Below are 17,283 nucleotides of genomic sequence, written 5' to 3'. Positions count from 1 at the left end.
ATGGGGGAATCCGGATATGGCCGAAAGAGGGGCTGCAAACGCGGTGTTCAGCGGCGAGGGGCTGCTGTTCCTGACCGACGAACAACTCAGGCGCGGAATCGAGGCGATGTTCTTCGCCTATCGCGGCTTCACCGCCGATCCCGACAAGATCCTGCAGGATTACGCCTATGGCCGGGCGCATCACCGGGCGATCCACTTCATCAACCGCAGCCCCGGCACCACGGTGAACAACCTGCTGACCATCCTGGGTGTCACCAAGCAATCGCTCAACCGTGTCCTGCGGACGCTGGTGCAGGATGGCCTCGTCGAAAGCCGGGTCGGCACGCATGACAAGCGCGAACGCCACCTCTATCTGACCGAGGAGGGGATCGCGCTGGAACGCGAATTATCGGACGCGCAGCGGGCCCGGATGCGGGCGGCGTTCCGGGCGGCAGGCCCCGAGGCGGTCGCGGGGTTCCGCACCGTGCTTGAGGCGATGATGGATCCCGAGTTGCGCCGCCAGTTCAGGGCCGGACCGGGAGGTGAGACATGAGCGACCCCTCCGCCCATCTGCTGATTGTCGATGACGACGAGCGCATCCGCGGGCTGTTGCAGAAATTCCTTGTCCGGCACGGCTTCCTGACGACCGCCGCGCGCGACGCGGCCCATGCCAGGCGGCTGGTCGAGGGGTTGGAGTTTGACCTGATCGTGCTGGACGTGATGATGCCGGGTGAAGACGGCATCAGCCTGACCAAATCCCTGCGCGAAGAGATCATGACGCCGATCCTGCTGCTGACGGCGCGCGGCGAGGCCAGCGACCGGATCGGCGGCTTGGAGGCCGGGGCCGACGATTACCTGCCCAAGCCGTTCGAGCCCAAGGAACTGCTGCTCAGGATCAACGCGATCCTGCGCCGGATGCCCGCCGTGGCGGAGCCGCAGGGTACGCCGAACATGCTGAACCTCGGGCCGATCCGCTATGACCTGGAGCGCGGTGAGATGTGGCACGGCTCTGAGCCGATCCGCCTGACCGCGACCGAGGCGGCGTTGATGCGGATTTTCGCGGGCTGCCCGAATGAACCGGTCAGCCGCGCGCAGCTGGTCGAGGATCTGGGCCGAGACAAGGGCGGCGGCCCGGCGCAGAGCCAAGAACGCGCCGTCGATGTGCAGATCACCCGGCTTCGGCGCAAGATCGAGGCTGACCCGAAACAGCCGCGCTACCTGCAAACTGTGCGGGGCGCGGGATATATGCTGGCACCTGACTGATGACAATCTGGATGAAGAACGTGGCGGGCACAGAACACGAGATGCCCGCAGGCCACCCCGAGCAGATCGCCCGATTGGAGCGGGTCAACGCGGCCCTGGAGGGGCCAGGGTTCTTTGCGCTGGGCATGCACCACGCCCCGATGGCCGGGGAGGCAGACATCATGCTGGCCCATCCGCGCGCCTATCTTGAAGGGATCCGGCGCGTCGCGCCGAGCAAGGGGATGATCAGCCTCGATCCCGATACCAGCATGTCACCGGCCACGCTGGAGGCGGCGCTCTGCGGGGTCGGCGGCTGCACTGCCGCCGTCGATGCGGTGATGGCGGGCGAGGTGAAGAACGCCTTTGTCGGCACGCGCCCCCCCGGCCACCACGCCGAAAAGGCCCGCGCCATGGGGTTCTGCCTGTTCGGCAATGTCGCGATTGCGGCGAAACACGCGCTGGAACGGCTCGGGGCTTCCCGCGTCGCGGTGGTCGATTTCGACGTGCATCACGGTAATGGCACGCAGGATCTGCTGTGGGAGGAGGATCGCGCGCTGTTCATCTCCAGCCATCAGATGCCGCTTTTCCCCGGCACCGGGTCGGCCAGCGAGCGCGGCGCGGCGAACAATGTCATGAACGTGCCACTGGCACCGGGAAGCGGAAGCGATGCAATGCGGGAGGTTTACGCCAATCGCATCCTGCCGAGGTTGGAGGCGTTCGCCCCCGACCTGATCCTGATCTCGGCGGGTTTCGATGCCCATGCCGATGACCCCTTGGCGAACCTCAATTGGACGACCGAAGATTTCGTCTGGCTCACCCGCAAGATCTGCGCGGTGGCCGAGCGGGTTTGCGGCGGTCGCGTGGTGTCCTCGCTTGAGGGCGGATACGACCTGGACGCGCTGGCCGAGGCGGTGGCGGCGCATGTCAGCGTGCTGATGGAGCAATGACCACCGCGCTGATCACGCACGCCGATTGCCTGGCGCATGTCACGCCCGCCGATGTCGAGGAACAGCCCGCCCGCCTGGCCTATGTGCTGCGCGTGTTGGAGGGTCTGCCGCTGGAGCGTCACGAGGCCCCCCTGGCGGAGGAGGCGAGCATCCTTGCCCTGCATGACGCCGCCTATGTCGCGCGGATCAAGGCCAGCATTCCGGGCGAAGGCTTTGCCATGCTGGACGCCGACACAGACAGTGAAACCGCGCTTTGCCCGACTTCCCTCCCCGCGATCCTGCACGCCGTGGGGGCGGCGCAGATGGGTGTCGATCTGGTCATGTCGGGCGCGGCGCGCAACGCTTTCGCCGCCATCCGTCCCCCCGGCCATCACGCCGAACAGGCGCTGGCGATGGGGTTCTGTTTTCTCGGCAACGTGGCGCTGGCGGCGCGTCATGCGCTGGACCGACACGGCCTGTCCCGCGTCGCCATCGTGGATTTCGACGTGCATCACGGCAATGGCACGCAGGCGCTGCTCTGGGATGAGCCGCGCGTGCTGACCGTCACCTCACACCAGATGCCGCTGTGGCCCGATACCGGCTATCCGTCCGAGACCGGCGGGCATGAGAACGTTCTGAACGTGCCGCTGGCCCCCGGAACAGGCGGGATCGAGATGCGCGAAGCCTATGAGCGGCTGGTGTTCCCCCGCCTGCATGATTTTGCGCCGGAATTGCTGCTGATCTCGGCGGGGTTCGACGCCCATGCCGCCGATCCGCTGGCCGATCTCACCTGGCATGAGGCGGATTACACGTGGCTCACGCAGGGCCTTTGTGACATTGCCGATACGCATTGCAACGGTCGCGTGGTCTCGACTCTCGAAGGCGGCTATGATCTGGACGCGCTGGCCGCATCGGTCGCGGCGCATGTGAGGGTTTTGACGGAGCGAGCCGGATGAGCAACGAGACGAAGATCGACGAGATGAGCTTTGAAGAGGCCATCCGCGAATTGGAACAGGTGGTCAACGCGCTGGACAAGGGCGATGTGGCGCTGGAGGATTCGATCTCGCTCTATGAGCGCGGGGCCAAGCTGAAGGCGCGCTGCGAGGCGAAGCTGAAAGAGGCCGAGGAAAAGGTCGCGCAGATCACGCTGGACGCCGACGGGCAGCCCAATGGGGCCAAGCCGGTCGAGGGGCTCTGACCCCTTGTTCCAGGCAAAGCTGACATCCACCCAAGACGCGATCGGGGCGTTTCTGGCCACGCGGATCGGCGCGCTTGGGCGGGACCGGATCGTCGAGGGGATGCGCTATGCCAGCGCCGGCGGCAAGCGGCTGCGCGGGTTCCTGGTGCTGGAAAGCGCGGCGCTGTTCGGTGTGAACCGGGACGCCGCGATGCAGGCGGCGGGCGCGGTGGAATGTATCCACGCCTATTCCCTCGTGCATGACGACCTGCCCTGCATGGATGATGACGACCTGCGCCGGGGGCAGCCGACCGTTCACCGGAAATGGGACGAGGCGACGGCGGTTCTGGTGGGCGATGCATTGCAGAGTTTCGCCTTTGAATTGCTGGCCGACCCGGTGACAGGTGATGCCAACCAACGGGCTGAGTTGATGGGCACGCTGGCCCGTGCCGCAGGCCCGCGCGGCATGGTTCTGGGACAAAGCCAGGACATCGCCGCCGAAACCGCCGCGACCCCGCTGACGCTGGAGCAGATCACCACACTCCAGGCCAACAAGACCGGCGCGCTGCTGGAATGGCCGGCCCATGCCGGGGCGATCCTGGGCCGGGCCGATGCCGCCCCCCTGCGGCACTACGCGCGGGCGATTGGACTTGCTTTTCAGATCGCCGACGACATCTTGGATGTAGAAGGCGATCCGACGAAGGCCGGGAAACGGCTGCAAAAGGATGCCGAGGCAGGCAAGGCGACCTTCGTGTCGCTGCTTGGGCTGGATGCCGCCAAGGCGCGCGCGCAAACGCTGGTCGAAGAGGCCGAGGCCGCGCTGCAGCCTTATGGCGCTGCGGCGGGAACCTTGCAGGATCTCGCGCGCTTCGTTATCGCGCGCGATACCTAGACCCTTGGAGACCGGCCCGATGAGCCAACGCCCCGCCACGCCCCACCTGGACCGCATCGCCTCCCCCGCCGATCTGCGGGGCCTCAGCGATATGGACCTGCGCCGCGTGGCCGATGAGCTGCGCGCCGAGACCATTCACGCCGTCAGCCAGACCGGCGGCCATCTGGGCGCGGGGCTTGGCGTGGTCGAACTGACCGTGGCGCTGCACGCGATCTTCGACACGCCGCGTGACAAGCTGGTCTGGGATGTCAGCCACCAATGCTACCCCCACAAGATCCTGACCGGGCGGCGCGATCTGATGCCGACACTGCGCAAGAAGGATGGGCTGTCGGGCTTCACCAAGCGGTCCGAGTCGCCCTATGATCCGTTCGGCGCGGCCCATAGCTCGACCTCGATTTCCGCCGCGCTCGGCTTTGCCGTGGCGCGCGATCTTGGCGGCGTGCCCGATACCGGCGCGGGCGACGCGATTGCCGTGATCGGCGACGGTGCGCTCTCGGGTGGCATGGCCTATGAGGCGATGAACAATGCCGGTCACCTGGGCAAGCGCCTGATCGTGATCCTGAACGACAACGAGATGTCGATCGCGCCGCCGACGGGGGCGATGTCCTCCTACCTCTCGCGGCTCTATGCCGGTGCGCCGTACCAGGAGTTGAAGGCCGCCGCCAAGGGCGCCGTCTCGCTGCTGCCGCCGCCCTTCCAGGAAGGCGCGCGCCGGGCCAAGGAGTTGCTGAAATCGGCCACCGTGGGCGGGACGCTGTTCGAAGAACTGGGGTTCTCCTATGTCGGCCCCATCGACGGGCATGACATGGAGCAGCTTCTGTCCGTCCTGCGCACCGTCAAGGCCCGCGCCGACGGGCCGATCCTGATCCATGCGATCACCAAGAAGGGCAAGGGCTACAAACACGCCGAACACCGCCCCGACAAGGGCCATGCCTCTGCGCCCTTCGACGTGGCGACCGGCGACCAGCGCAAGGCCCCCTCGAACGCGCCGAGCTACACCAAGACATTCGCCAAGGCCCTGATCCGTGAGGCCGAGGCCGATGACAAGATCGTCGCGGTGACGGCGGCGATGCCCGATGGCACCGGGCTGGACCTGTTCGGCGAACGCTTCCCCAAACGCTGCTTCGATGTCGGCATCGCCGAGCAGCACGCGGTGACCTTCTGCGCCGCGCTGGCGGCGGGCGGGATGAAGCCCTTTGCCGCGATCTATTCGACCTTCCTGCAACGCGGCTACGACCAGGTCGTGCATGACGTGGCAATCCAGCGCCTGCCCGTGCGCTTTGCCATCGACCGGGCCGGGCTGGTGGGTGCCGATGGCGCGACCCATGCCGGCAGCTACGATGTCGCCTACCTCTCAAACCTGCCGGGTTTCACCGTCATGGCCGCCGCTGACGAGGCCGAGCTGATCCACATGGTCGCCACCGCCGCCGCGCATGACGACGGCCCCATCGCCTTCCGCTATCCGCGCGGCGAGGGCGTGGGTGTCGATATGCCTGAACGGGGCGTACCGCTGGAGATCGGGCGCGCGCGCATGATCGCCGAAGGCAACCGGGTGGCGCTGCTTTCCTTCGGGACGCGCCTTTCCGAAGTGCAAAAGGCCGTCGAGGGTCTGATGCAGAAGGGGATCACGCCGACCATCGTGGACGCGCGCTTTGCCAAGCCTCTGGATGCGGACATGATCCTGCAACTGGCCGCCCATCACGAGGCGCTGATCACCATCGAGGAAGGCGCGATCGGCGGTTTCGGCAGCCATGTCGCGCAGCTGCTTGCCGAGAACGCGGTGTTCGACCGGGGGCTGAAATACCGGTCCATGGTGTTGCCGGACGTGTTCATCGACCAGGCCAGTCCGGCGGACATGTATGCCGTGGCCGCGATGAATGCCGAACATATCGAGGCCAAGGTGCTGGATGTGTTGGGTGTTGCGAGTTTGGGGAAGCGGGCTTGAAGGAAGCATGTGTCGCCGCGCCTTCGGCGCGCCGATCCGTGGGGGTTTCACCCCCACACCCCCAAGGTATTTTCAGCAAAATGAAGATGCTCGGGACAGGCTGGCCGCAAGCTCCACATGTGGGCTCCAGCGGAACTGGTCGACGACCTGCACCCAGTCGAACCGGTAGCCCGCATCGCAAAGCGCCCTGGCGTCGCGGGCGAACGTCACCGGGTTGCAGGAGGCATAGGCGATGCGCGGCACGCCAGCCTCGGCGATCTGCGCCACCTGTGCCTCGGCCCCGGCGCGGGGCGGGTCGAGGAGGACCGCATCAAAGCGGGTCAGCTCATCGGGCAGGAGCGGGCGGCGGAAGAGGTCGCGGGTTTCAAACGTGATCGGTTTCAACCCCGTCGCGTGGCGCGTGGCGTGGTCGAGCGCCTCGGTCAGGTCGGCGGCCCCTTCGACGGCATGAACGGCGGCGGTTTGCGCCAGCGGCAGGGTGAAGGTGCCGCACCCGGCGAAGAGGTCGGCGACATGACGCGGCTCGCCCACGGCCTCCTGCACGGCTGCGACCAGCGCGGCCTCACCATCCGGGGTGGCTTGCAGGAAGGCCCCCGGTGGCGGGATCACCTGCGCGGGGCCGAAACGCTGCGCGGGCGGGTTGGCGGTGAAGACGGTCTCATCCCCCCAGGTGAGCCGCGCGAAATGCGGCACGAAGCGGGGCAGGGCAAGGCGCAGCGCCTCATCCAGCGGTTTGCCCCCGGTGACGGCGCAATCGACGCCGGCATCGGACCGGGTCAGGGCAAAACCCAACACCGCGTTGCGCGAGGCACCAAGGCGGGTGACTTCCTCCAACACCGGGACCCGCGCCAGAAGATCGGGATGCAGCACGTGGCATTCCGTGATCGGCACGATGGTGTCCGAACGGCGGGCGTGAAAGCCGACCAGCGCGCCCTTCTTGGTGCGCCGTCCGGCCAGCGTGGCGCGACGGCGGGTGCGCGGCGGTGACGTGTGGATGGGGCGGAAGGGCGCGACAATGCCCTGCGCGGCAAGCGCCGTTTCGACCACCTGCGCCTTCCAGCGGGCCACGAAATCATCCGAGGCGTGTTGCAACGCGCAGCCGCCGCAACTGCGGAAATGGGCGCAGGGCGCGCGGACGCGGTCGGGCGAGGGGGCCACGATGCGCGGGTCGGTGATGCGGCCATTCTCGGGCGCGCCGGATACGACCTCGCCCGGTAGCGTCAGTGCGGCCCGCAGGCCGTCGCCGGTAATACCGTCGCCCTTGTGGCCGAGCCGCTCGATTACGTGATCCGTCATGGCCCCCGCCATATCTGCAAACCGGCGCGCGCGAAAGATGGTTCAACCGCTTGGGATCGCGGGGCTGAAGGCATAGCCTTCGGGGCTGAGCACGGTGCCCTCGCGCAGCCCGTGCGGCTTGTCTCGAACGGGCTCCAGCACCACATCGCCGCGCGCTTCGGCCCTTGCGATGGCGGCGTCGGGGTCGATCCCGAAGAGGTAGAGTTGCAAGCCGGACCCGCGCGGCGGCGTTTCCGGCACCAGCCCAAGCAGGGGATGCGCACCATAGGTGGCGTCGGCGTGCAGCTGCATCATCATCTGCCCATGCCGGACGATGGCAAAATCCTCCGACACGTGATGCGCGGTGAGGCCGAGAACCTCGGTCAGGAACCTGGCCAACGCCCCCACATCCGGGCTCAGCAGGTTGACGCCGAGCCCTGTCAGGCTGCGCCCGAACGCCTCGGCTGAGATTGTTTCCAGATCCATCGCCTCACGCTCCTATTCGGCGGCCTCGTCAATCCCGATGAAGCCGCCTGATTGCCGGTTCCAGTAGCGCGCGTAAAGGCCGTTCCGCGCCAGCAATTCGTCATGCGTGCCGTCCTCGACGATGCGGCCTGCATCCATCACCACGATCCGGTCCATGGCGGAGATCGTGGACAGGCGGTGCGCGATGGCGATGACGGTCTTGCCCTCCATCACCTGCGCCAGCGTGTCCTGGATCGCGGCCTCGACCTCGCTGTCCAGCGCCGATGTCGCCTCGTCCAGCACCAGCACCGGCGCATCCTTCAGGAACGCGCGGGCCAGGGCAATGCGCTGGCGCTGTCCACCCGAGAGTTTCACGCCGCGTTCGCCAAGATGGGCGTCATAGCCGCGCCGCCCGGTATGGTCGCGAAGGTCCAGGATGAACTCATGCGCCTCGGCCCGGCGGGCGGCGTCGATCATCTCGTCCTCACTCGCCCCCGGACGGCCATAAAGGATGTTGTCACGCGCCGAGCGGTTGAACATCGCGGTTTCCTGCGTGACCATCGAGATCTGGCGGCGCAGGCTTTCCTGCGTCAGGTCGCGCACATCCGTCTCGTCCAGCATCACGCGCCCGCCCTCGGTGTCGTAGAGCCTGAGCAGCAGCGCCACGAGGGTGGACTTGCCCGCGCCCGACGCCCCGACGATGCCCAGTTTCTCACCCGGTTTCACGTCCAGCGACAGATCGACAATGCCGCCCGTATCGCCGCCATAGGCGAAGCTTACCTCATCGAAGCGGATGCGTCCCTTGGCCCGCTCGACCTCCAGCGCGCTGTCACGGTCGGTCAGGGCATGGGCGGGCGAGAGCGTGTGCATCCCGTCCTCGATCTCGCCGATATGGGAATAGATCGCCATCAGCACGAAACTGACCCAACCCGTCATCTGCGCGATGCGGATGGCAATGGCCCCGGTGGTCGCGATCTCGCCCGTCGAGGCGAGACCGAGCGACCAGAGCCAGAGCGTGCCGCCAATCAGGATCACCGGCAGCGCGCCCGCCACCGTCATCAGCGAGAGCCGGAAGAGGGCCGAGATGCGCCCGAACCCGATTGCCTTCTGACGGAAATTGGCCATCGCATCGAGGGCCGAGCGATCCTCGAAATCGTGATGCGCGAAGAGCTTGACGGTCTTGATATTGGTGATCGTGTCCACGACCTGCCCGGACACGGCGGCACGGCTGCCCGCCCGCGCCTTGGACAGTTTGCGCACACGCGGCATGAACCAGCGGATGAGCGCGAAATAGGCCGCGAGCCAGACGACCAGCGCCACGGCCATCCGCATGTCGATCGAGATCAGCAGGATCAACGAGCCGATGAGCGAGGCCAGCGCGAAGGCGACGACATTGACGAATTCCACCACCACATTGGTGACCGCGCCCGAGGTCTGCATCTGTTTCTGCGCGATGCGGCCAGCGAAATCGTTGTCGAAGAAGGTCACCGCCTGGCCAAGCGTGTGCCGGTTGAGCCGCGCCAGAACCAGCACATGCACATTGGGCTGCACCACCAGCGCCGAGGCCGCGGATGACGCCGCGAAGGCCAGCGGGCGCAGAGCCAAGAAGAACCCGAGCGCGGCCAGAAGGAGGGGCCATTCGGCCTGAAATATCGTGTCGGGCTGGCCGGTGCTGGCGGCGTCGATGATGAGACCCAGGAGCAGCGCCGACAGAACCTCGGAAATGCCCGCGATGGCCGAGACCAGCCCCGCCATGATCAAGACCGGCCACGCCCCCTTGAGGCACCAGTAGATGAACGCGCCGAGCGTGTCGGGGGGCGGGCCATCCGCCGGGCGGAAGGCGTCGATGAGGTTGGCGAGGCGGTTCATTCGGCGGCCTCGGTGCCGATGAACCCGCCCGATTGCCGCGCCCAGAACCCGGCATAGAGGCCGTTCTGCGCCAAAAGCTCCGCATGCGTGCCTTCCTCGGCCACGCGGCCATCCTCCAGCACGACGATCCGGTCCATATGGGCGATGGTGGACAGGCGATGCGCGATGGCGATCACGGTCTTGCCCTCCATCACGCCGTAAAGCGTGTCCTGAATGGCGGCTTCGACCTCAGAGTCCAGCGCGCTTGTCGCCTCGTCCAGCACAAGGATCGGCGCGTCCTTCAGGATCACGCGCGCCAGCGTCACGCGCTGCCGTTGCCCGCCCGACAGTTTCACGCCGCGTTCGCCGACCTGCGCGTCATATCCCTGCCGCCCCTCGGGGTCGGCCAGATCGAGGATGAAATCATGCGCCTCGGCCCGCTTGGCGGCGTCGATCATCTCCGCTTCACTCGCGTCGGGGCGACCGTAGAGGATGTTTTCACGCACCGAGCGATGCAAAAGCGAGCTGTCCTGCTGGACCATGCCGATCTGACGGCGCAGGCTGTCCTGCGTCACCTCCGCGATGTCCTGCCCGTCGATCAGGATGCGTCCGGTCTCGGCGTCGTAGAAGCGCAAGAGCAGTTTCACCAGCGTGGATTTCCCCGCGCCGGAGCGCCCGATGACGCCGACCTTTTCGCCTGCCGCAATGGTCAGGTTGAGGTTCTGAAGGCCTCCGCTTTCACGCCCGTAATGGTGGCTGAGGCCGCTGATCTCAATCTCGCCCTTGGTCAGGTCAAGTTCAAAGGCTCCGGGCCGGTCGATCAGCTCAATGGGTTGCGCGATGGTCTCCATCCCCTCGGACACGACGCCGAGAGAGCGGAAGAAGGTGCTGAGCGCCCACATGAACCAGCCGGTCATCGCATTCAGCCGCAGCGTCAGCGCGGTGGCGGCGGCGACGATGCCGACGCTGGCCGTGCCCTGCATCCACAGCCACACGCCCCACCCGACGACGGCCACGACCAGAAAGCCGTTCAGCGCGGTCAGGGCGACATCCATCGTCGTGTAGATGCGCATCTCGTTGGCGAAGGTGCGGCGGGTGTGCTCGATGGCTTCGCGGGCGTAATTCAGCTCATCATCGTGATGCGCGAAGAGCTTGACCGAATGGATATTGGTGTAGCTGTCGACCACCCGCCCTGTGACCTCCGAGCGCGCGTCGGAACTGGCCTTGGAGGCGGGGCCGACGCGGATCATCGTCCAGCGGACAAGGATCGCGTAGAGGACGAACCAGACCAGCAGCGGGATCACGAGGCGCGGATCCGCATCGAAGAGCAGCAGGGCAGCCCCCACCAGGTAGGCCAGCGAAAAGGTGATCGCGTCGAAGACCTGGAAAATGGCGTCCCCCGCGGCGGGCGGCGTCTGCATGATCCGGTTGGCCAGCCGTCCGGCAAAGTCGTTCTCGAACCAGCCCACGGATTGGCGCAGCACATGGCGATGCGCGCGCCAGCGGATCAGCGTGCCGAAATTGACGATGATCGCATTGTTCAGAAGGGCCACGTCCAGCCATTGGATGATTGGCCGGATGAACAGGATGAAGATGGCGACGGCCAGCAATTCCCACCCGTATTCCGACAACACGGTGTCCGGGCTGAGGCCGCTCAGGATGTCGACCAGGCGGCCCATATAGGCGATCAGCCACAGCTCCAGCGCCGCCACCACGACAGACATGAGCGCGGTGAGCGCAAAGACCTTCTTGAACGGCTGCGAATAGGCCCAGAGAAACGGGCCGATCTTGCGCGGGGGCTGATCCTCTTCCGCGTAGTCGGTGAAGGGATCGACCATATTTTCGAAGAAACGAAACATGGGGCTGACCAGGAATTGGGGTTCAGACGGAAGATATAGCGCGCGTGCTACAGGAAGACCATGAGGGCCGAGGCGGCGAGGGCGGTGGCCATCACGGTGCGGAAAACGGCCCAGGCTGCCGGTGTGGTCAGCAGCAGCGCCAGCAGCGTGCCGGCGAAGCTCCAGAACAGGCAGACGAAGAGGTTGAGGCCCGAGAAGGCACTGGCAAGACGCTGCGCGTCCACCCAAGGCCCAAGCCCCGCGCCATAGCCCGCCGCCGCCGCCATCGCCACGGCCCAGACCTTGGGATTGACCCACTGGAACAAGACCGCTTCGATGAAGGTGAAGGGGCGCTCGCGCGACCGCTTCGCCTTCAGCCGCGAGGCGTTCAGCAATTGCCAGGCCATGAACAGGATCCACGCCGCAGCGGCAATCTTGAGGGTCAGGGTCAGCCCCGGACGCGCCGCCAGCAGCGCGCCGATACCAAGCCCGGTCAGCCCCGCCGTGATGCCCACGCCAAAGGCCACGCCCGCGACATGGGGCAGGGTGGCGCGAAAGCCGAACCGCGCGCCCGAGGCGGTGATCAGGATGACATTGGGACCGGGGGAAAACAGCCCGGCAAAGACAAAGGGATAGAGCGGATCCATGCGCGCGACATGGAGGGCGCGGGGGCTACTCTGTCAAGCCAGCAAATCGGGTTTGGTGAGGGTAAAGCCCGAGGCGATCCAGCGTGCCTCCGCCGCGCGCAGGGCTTCCCCCAGTGCGGGGCCAGAGAGCCCCTTGGCCTGTAGATCGGCGGCGCGGATCGGCAGGGTCTGCGCGGCACCATGTGCGACGGCGTCCAGATCGGCCTGCGTCACACCGGTTCCGAACAGGGCCGCGCGCAACAGCACCACGTCGCGCCCCGCCTGGTCGCCGAGGTGATAGCCAAGCGCGCCCGCGCCCGCCACATCCCCGATCCGCGCGCGGCGGTTGGCGATGCACGATGCCTGCGATTTGCTGAGGCGCAGCGCGTCCGTCGCGTTCTCTCCCCCGATCAACGCCAGTCGCCGGACCGGGTCGGGAGACAGCCCATGTTGACCCTCCAGATGCACCAGCACCGGCAGCGCGGTCGCATCCGCCCCCGGCAACACGCGCGCCAGGATACCCGCCTGCGTCATCGCGGCGACGGCTGGCGCGGGATCGGGGGCGGACAGCAGCTTGACCATCTCGGCCCCCACCCGTTCGCGCGACAACCCGTCCAGCCCCTCGGCCATCCCGGCGCAGGCTGCGAGGCCCTCGGCGTCCAACCCTCCGGCGGGATCGGCATAATGGGCGTGGAAGCGGAAGAAGCGCAGGATGCGCAGGTAGTCTTCCTCGATCCGGTCACGTGGATCGCCGATAAAGCGCACCCGGCGCGCCTCAAGGTCGGGCAGGCCCTGGCCAAGCGGGTCCAGCACTTGCCCGCGGGCATCGGCATAGAGCGCGTTGATGGTGAAATCGCGGCGCTCGGCGTCTTCCTCGACCCTCTCCGAGAAGGCGACAACCGCGCGGCGGCCATCGGTCTCGACGTCGCGGCGGAAGGTGGTGACCTCATGCGGAAAGCCCCCGGCCACAACCGTCACGGTGCCGTGGTCGATGCCGGTCGGGACGGGTTTCATGCCGGCCGCCTGCGTGACCCCCATCACCCGTTCGGGCCGCGCATCGGTGGCGATGTCGATATCCGAGACGCTCCGCCCGATGATTCCGTCGCGCACGCAACCGCCCACGAAGAGCGCGTGAAACCCCGCCCCCTCAAGCGCCGCGCAGAGCGCCTGAGTCGCGGGACGGGTCAACCAATCCGCCTCCAACTTCATGATCCCACCCGATCAGCGAGGCCCTTCAGCATTCGCGCGGTCGCGCCCCAGATGTAATAGGGGCCATAGGGCACCACGTAATAGGCCCGCCACTTGCCCTGCCAGCGGCGTTTCTCGACCCGGTAATTCGCGGGCGTCATCAGGAAGGTGAGCGGCACGGTGAAGACCTCGGCCACTTCACCGGGTTCGGAAACCGGTTCAAACGGTGCGCGGACCCGGCCCACGATGGGGGTGACGGTGTAGCTGGTCACTGTTTCATGGGGCGGCAGGGGGCCGAGGATGTCGACATTGGCGGGGTCCAGCCCCACCTCCTCCCACGCCTCGCGCAGGGCGGCGGCGGTCGCATCCGCATCGCTTGCGTCGATCTTGCCGCCGGGAAAGGCGATCTGGCCGGGATGGTGCTTCAGGGTCGAGGCGCGTTGCGTCAGGATCACCCGCGCCTCTGCCCCCTCGCCCATGACCGCCATCAGCACCGCCGCCTGCCGCAGCTTGCGCCCCGCGGGCAGCAGCACGTCCGGATTCAGGTCATAATCCGAGGAGGCCGGGGCAGGCCCCGACAGCACCTCGGTTATGCGGGCCAGGTCAGTCAGCGGGATTCTCCGCCTCGAAGCCGAGCGTTTTCGGGTCGAACACGTAATGCGCGCCGCAGAACTGGCAATCGGCGGTGACCGTGCCCTCATCCGTGGTCATGTGGCCGATGTCCTTGGCCGAATAGATCGACATCGACTGGCGCACGCGATCGGCCGAACAGGTGCAGCCGAACTGGACCGGCAGCGCGTCGAAGACGCGCGGGCCTTCCTCGTGAAAGAGGCGCAGCAGCAGGTCGGTCGGCGCGACGCTCGGCCCGATCAGCTCCAGATCCTCGACCGTGTCCAGCAGCAGGTTGGCGCGGGTCCAGTTCTCGGATTCATCGTCGGTCAGGATATCTTCCGCCGTCAGCAACCCGGCCTCGCCCGAGCCGCCTTCACCGGTCACATGGGGGCTGGCCTTGGGCATGTGTTGCAGCATCACGCCGCCCGCACGCCAGCCGGTGACTCCGCCGGGTTCCGAGCTGTGGCCATAGGACAGCGCAAAGCGGGTCGGCAGTTGCTCGGATTGGGCGAAATAGGCCTCGGAGCAGGCGGCCAGCGAGCCACCCGACAGCGGCGTGATGCCCTGGTAGGGCTCCATCCCCTTGCCCTGGTCGATCAGGATCGCGAAATACCCCTTGCCGATCTGGGCAAACGGGTCCGCATCCGCATCGAAGGTCTCGGCGTCATAGCTGGCATAGCCCCGGATCCGCGCCTTGCCGCCGGGTTCAGACGGGGCATAGATATCGGTCGCCAGGATGCGCAGCGGGCCGTCGCCGCGCACTTGCAGGGACAGTTTCCAGCGCAGCTTGATGGTCTGGCCGATGAGGGCCGTCAGCAGCGCCATCTCGGCGACCATGCTTTCGACGCCGCGCGGATAGTCGTGCTGCGACAGGATCTGGTCGATGGTGCCGTCCAGCCGCGCGACCCGGCCACGAATGTCGGACCGGTCCAGCTGGAACGGCAGGACGGTATCGTCCCAGGCGAGTTTCATGGCTGTGGTCATCGGCTTTCCTTCCGCGGCGCGCGCTGGCATACCGCGCCCATATATGCGGGGCAAGCGCCTTGCCAACCCCGAGCCTGACAAGACACGCCCGAGATGAACCGCCGCTTCGGCCCCAAACCGGACCCAGACCGCTACTACTGCCCCCGCATGGGGGCCTATGCGATCGTGCTGGCGGGCGATGGGATTCTGGCGACGTTCCAGGAGCGTCCGACGCCCGAGCTGCAACTGCCCGGTGGTGGCGTCGACCCCGGCGAAAGCGCGGTGCGCGCCCTGCATCGCGAGGTGCTGGAGGAGACCGGATACCGCATCCACGCCCCGCGCCGGTTGGGCATGTTCCACCGGTTCACCTATATGCCGGATTACGAGATCTGGGCGCAGAAGCAATGCCATGTCTACCTGGCGCAGATCGGCCCTTGCGTGACGGTGCCGTCCGAACCCGGCCATATCCCCGTCTTCCTGCCCTGGCATGTCGCGGAAGAGAGGCTTGGCGTCGAGGGCGACCGGTATTTCGTGGCGCAGGTCAGGCGGCGGATGGGCCTGTGAAATCGAACGCGACCAGCGAGACATCGTCGGCAAATTCGGTCCGACCGGCAAAGTCCTGCACAGCCGTGACGATGGTCTCCAGCAACGCCTCGCCCTGATCCTCGGCGGTCCGGCGCAGGAGGGCCGCCAGCCCATCCTCGCCAAATTCCTCGCCCGCGCGGTTCTCGCATTCGGTGATGCCGTCGGAATAGAGCATCAGCCGGTCGCCGGGTTCAAGGTGGAAGGTGACGCTGTCGAACTGCGCCTCTTCCAGCAGGCCGATGGGCATCCCGCCTTCCCCGACCCAGGTCACCGCGCCATCCGGGCGCAGGACCGCCGGATGCGGATGGCCCGCCTGCACCATCTGGACGGCGCCCGTGGTCAGGTCCAGATAGGCCAGCGCGAGGGTGAAATAGAGGTCGGTCTCGATCTCCTCGAACATCATGCGGTTCAGCTTGGCGGCGACCCGGTCGGGTGGCAGCGCGTCCCAGGCCCCGCCGCGTTTCTGCACCATTGCGACGTTCTGCTCCGGTGCCGCCGTTCCCAGAAGAGCCGCCATGCGCGCCGCCAGCAGCGCCGAGGTCACGCCATGGCCCGAGACGTCCAGCGAAAAGAGGCCGATGCGGGCCGCGTCGATGGGAAAGAACCCGATCAGATCGCCGCCGACATGGCCGCTGGAACGCAGCGTCAGCGCGATCGAGCCGGTGTCGAATTGCCGGAACCGTTCCCGCACCAGCGTGTCCTGCAGGCGTTTCGCCTCCAGCAGGTCGCGGTCCAGCGCGTCATAGAGCCCCCGGATCTCGGCCAGGGTGCTGCGCACGCGCTGGTTCTGCCAGACCAGTTCGCGCTGCATCTCGATGATGCGGATCCCGGCCCGCATCCGGGCGCGCAACTCATGCGGATCGACGGGCTTGGACACGAAATCATCGGCCCCCGCATCCAGGCCATGCGCAATCTCGGCCTTTTCGGACTTGGAGGTGAGCAAGATGACATAGGCATAGCCTTCGCGCGGGGTTCGGCGGAAGGCACGAGTAAATTCGGGGCCGGTCATGCCGGGCATCATCCAGTCGGTTAGGATGATGGAGATGGATTGATCGGTCAGCGCCTCAAGCGCGTCGCCGGGGGTTTCGCAGACGGTGACGGGATGGCCCCATCTGCGCAAGAGCGTGGCCAGTAGGCGCCGTTGCGCGCGACTGTCATCCAGCACCAGCACATGCGCCGGATCCGCCTGCATGGGCGGCCGGTCTACGGGTCTGATCTGAATCGCATCGTCCGGCACGTCTGGCCCTTTGACTACCATGTCGGTTCTTGTTGCCCGATATGTCTTAAGCCCTCGTGAATGATAAAATCCGAACCAAACACCGCTGTCGCGGCAAGGCCCTGTTAAGCTATGCAACCCTAGGCTGCGCCTTGGTGGGCGGCGATACATTAGGAGGGTGACATGATTGATCGAGCCCGATTGGCCGAATTGAAGCATGAGATCGGCGACGAGGATTTTGAGGAGGTGGCCGAGATTTTCCTGGAGGAAATGACCGAAACCCTCGATGCGCTGGCCGCGAACCCCCTCCTGGTGACGCCCGCGGCGTTTCACGGGCTGCGCGGATCAGCCTCCAACCTGGGGTTTGCCGGGTTCGCCGCGGCCTGCAGCGAGGCGGAAAAACAGTGCCAGGCGGGGGACGCGGTCGATATAGCGGCGCTCGTCGCGCTCTTCCATACCTCGGTCGAGGCGGCGGCGGATGATCTGCCCGCGCAGGCGGCGTAGGG

At 66.7% G+C, this 17,283-nt stretch carries 18 protein-coding genes; 9 read left to right on the top strand and 9 right to left on the bottom strand.

Features of this window, described 5'->3' with window-relative positions; genetic code table 11:
* Positions 1-16: 16 nt before the first annotated feature.
* Genes AC13C7_RS16430 through dxs form a run of 7 tightly spaced genes read left to right on the top strand, consistent with a single transcriptional unit; the run spans position 17 to position 6,161 of the window.
* Complete coding sequence (locus tag AC13C7_RS16430) at positions 17-532, top strand: MarR family winged helix-turn-helix transcriptional regulator (RefSeq protein ID WP_172318545.1); 516 nt, start codon at positions 17-19, stop codon at positions 530-532.
* Positions 529-1,242, top strand: a complete 714-nt coding sequence (locus tag AC13C7_RS16425) for a response regulator (RefSeq protein WP_172318547.1) — start codon at positions 529-531, stop codon at positions 1,240-1,242. Before AC13C7_RS16430 ends, AC13C7_RS16425 begins: the two co-directional genes overlap by 4 nt.
* Positions 1,239-2,168 (top strand): histone deacetylase family protein, encoded by a 930-nt coding sequence (locus tag AC13C7_RS16420; RefSeq protein ID WP_482868441.1) that lies wholly within the window; start codon positions 1,239-1,241, stop codon positions 2,166-2,168. The genes AC13C7_RS16425 and AC13C7_RS16420 overlap by 4 nt, the downstream gene beginning before the upstream one ends.
* Entirely contained in the window at positions 2,165-3,103 is a 939-nt protein-coding gene (locus tag AC13C7_RS16415; protein ID WP_482868109.1) for a histone deacetylase family protein, read from the top strand. Before AC13C7_RS16420 ends, AC13C7_RS16415 begins: the two co-directional genes overlap by 4 nt.
* Positions 3,100-3,345, top strand: a complete 246-nt coding sequence (locus AC13C7_RS16410) for an exodeoxyribonuclease VII small subunit (RefSeq protein ID WP_172318553.1) — start codon at positions 3,100-3,102, stop codon at positions 3,343-3,345. Before AC13C7_RS16415 ends, AC13C7_RS16410 begins: the two co-directional genes overlap by 4 nt.
* 4 nt (positions 3,346-3,349) lie before the next feature.
* The gene (locus AC13C7_RS16405; protein WP_482868108.1) at positions 3,350-4,216 is read left to right on the top strand and encodes a polyprenyl synthetase family protein; all 867 of its coding nucleotides are present in this window, start codon (positions 3,350-3,352) and stop codon (positions 4,214-4,216) included.
* A 19-nt stretch (positions 4,217-4,235) separates the two neighbouring features.
* Positions 4,236-6,161, top strand: a complete 1,926-nt coding sequence (gene dxs / locus AC13C7_RS16400) for a 1-deoxy-D-xylulose-5-phosphate synthase (protein WP_482868107.1) — start codon at positions 4,236-4,238, stop codon at positions 6,159-6,161.
* Positions 6,162-6,233: 72 nt separating this feature from the next.
* Here the strand turns inward: dxs and AC13C7_RS16395 are convergent, their stop codons facing one another.
* Genes AC13C7_RS16395 through hslO form a run of 8 tightly spaced genes read right to left on the bottom strand, consistent with a single transcriptional unit; the run spans position 6,234 to position 14,997 of the window.
* Positions 6,234-7,457, bottom strand: a complete 1,224-nt coding sequence (locus AC13C7_RS16395; protein ID WP_482868106.1) for a class I SAM-dependent RNA methyltransferase — start codon at positions 7,455-7,457, stop codon at positions 6,234-6,236.
* Positions 7,458-7,499: 42 nt separating this feature from the next.
* Positions 7,500-7,922 carry a VOC family protein gene (locus AC13C7_RS16390; protein WP_482868105.1) on the bottom strand — a complete coding sequence of 141 codons (423 nt, stop codon included), beginning with the start codon at positions 7,920-7,922 and terminating at the stop codon, positions 7,500-7,502.
* Positions 7,923-7,934: 12 nt separating this feature from the next.
* The gene (locus tag AC13C7_RS16385; protein ID WP_446117897.1) at positions 7,935-9,770 is read right to left on the bottom strand and encodes an ABC transporter ATP-binding protein; all 1,836 of its coding nucleotides are present in this window, start codon (positions 9,768-9,770) and stop codon (positions 7,935-7,937) included.
* Positions 9,767-11,608 carry an ABC transporter ATP-binding protein gene (locus AC13C7_RS16380; protein WP_482868104.1) on the bottom strand — a complete coding sequence of 614 codons (1,842 nt, stop codon included), beginning with the start codon at positions 11,606-11,608 and terminating at the stop codon, positions 9,767-9,769. Before AC13C7_RS16380 ends, AC13C7_RS16385 begins: the two co-directional genes overlap by 4 nt.
* Positions 11,609-11,655: 47 nt before the next feature.
* The gene (locus tag AC13C7_RS16375) at positions 11,656-12,234 is read right to left on the bottom strand and encodes a LysE family translocator (RefSeq protein WP_172318569.1); all 579 of its coding nucleotides are present in this window, start codon (positions 12,232-12,234) and stop codon (positions 11,656-11,658) included.
* A gap of 33 nt (positions 12,235-12,267) precedes the next feature.
* Positions 12,268-13,422: a CCA tRNA nucleotidyltransferase gene (locus AC13C7_RS16370; RefSeq protein ID WP_172318571.1), complete on the bottom strand. Its 1,155-nt coding sequence runs from the start codon at positions 13,420-13,422 to the stop codon at positions 12,268-12,270.
* Positions 13,419-14,012, bottom strand: a complete 594-nt coding sequence (locus AC13C7_RS16365) for a CoA pyrophosphatase (protein WP_482868440.1) — start codon at positions 14,010-14,012, stop codon at positions 13,419-13,421. Before AC13C7_RS16365 ends, AC13C7_RS16370 begins: the two co-directional genes overlap by 4 nt.
* A complete protein-coding gene (hslO, locus tag AC13C7_RS16360; protein WP_482868103.1) occupies positions 14,005-14,997 on the bottom strand; it encodes an Hsp33 family molecular chaperone HslO in 993 nt (330 codons plus the stop codon). Before hslO ends, AC13C7_RS16365 begins: the two co-directional genes overlap by 8 nt.
* A gap of 93 nt (positions 14,998-15,090) precedes the next feature.
* Between hslO and AC13C7_RS16355 the strand changes: the two genes are divergently transcribed.
* Entirely contained in the window at positions 15,091-15,540 is a 450-nt protein-coding gene (locus AC13C7_RS16355) for an NUDIX domain-containing protein (protein WP_482868102.1), read from the top strand.
* On the opposite strand, the gene AC13C7_RS16350 is transcribed toward AC13C7_RS16355, so the two are convergent.
* Positions 15,518-16,753, bottom strand: coding sequence for a PP2C family protein-serine/threonine phosphatase (locus AC13C7_RS16350; protein WP_482868101.1), 1,236 nt, complete (start codon positions 16,751-16,753; stop codon positions 15,518-15,520). The genes AC13C7_RS16355 and AC13C7_RS16350 overlap by 23 nt on opposite strands.
* Before the next feature lie 207 nt (positions 16,754-16,960).
* Between AC13C7_RS16350 and AC13C7_RS16345 the strand changes: the two genes are divergently transcribed.
* On the top strand, positions 16,961-17,281 hold the full coding sequence (locus AC13C7_RS16345) for an Hpt domain-containing protein (protein WP_172318579.1): 321 nt from the start codon (positions 16,961-16,963) through the stop codon (positions 17,279-17,281).
* The last annotated feature ends 2 nt before the right edge of the window (positions 17,282-17,283 follow it).

The sequence above is a fragment of the Alterinioella sp. B-7 genome, assembly GCF_056857775.1.
The sequence above is the reverse complement of the archived record's forward strand: the minus strand, read 5'-3'. Positions and strand labels throughout refer to the sequence as shown.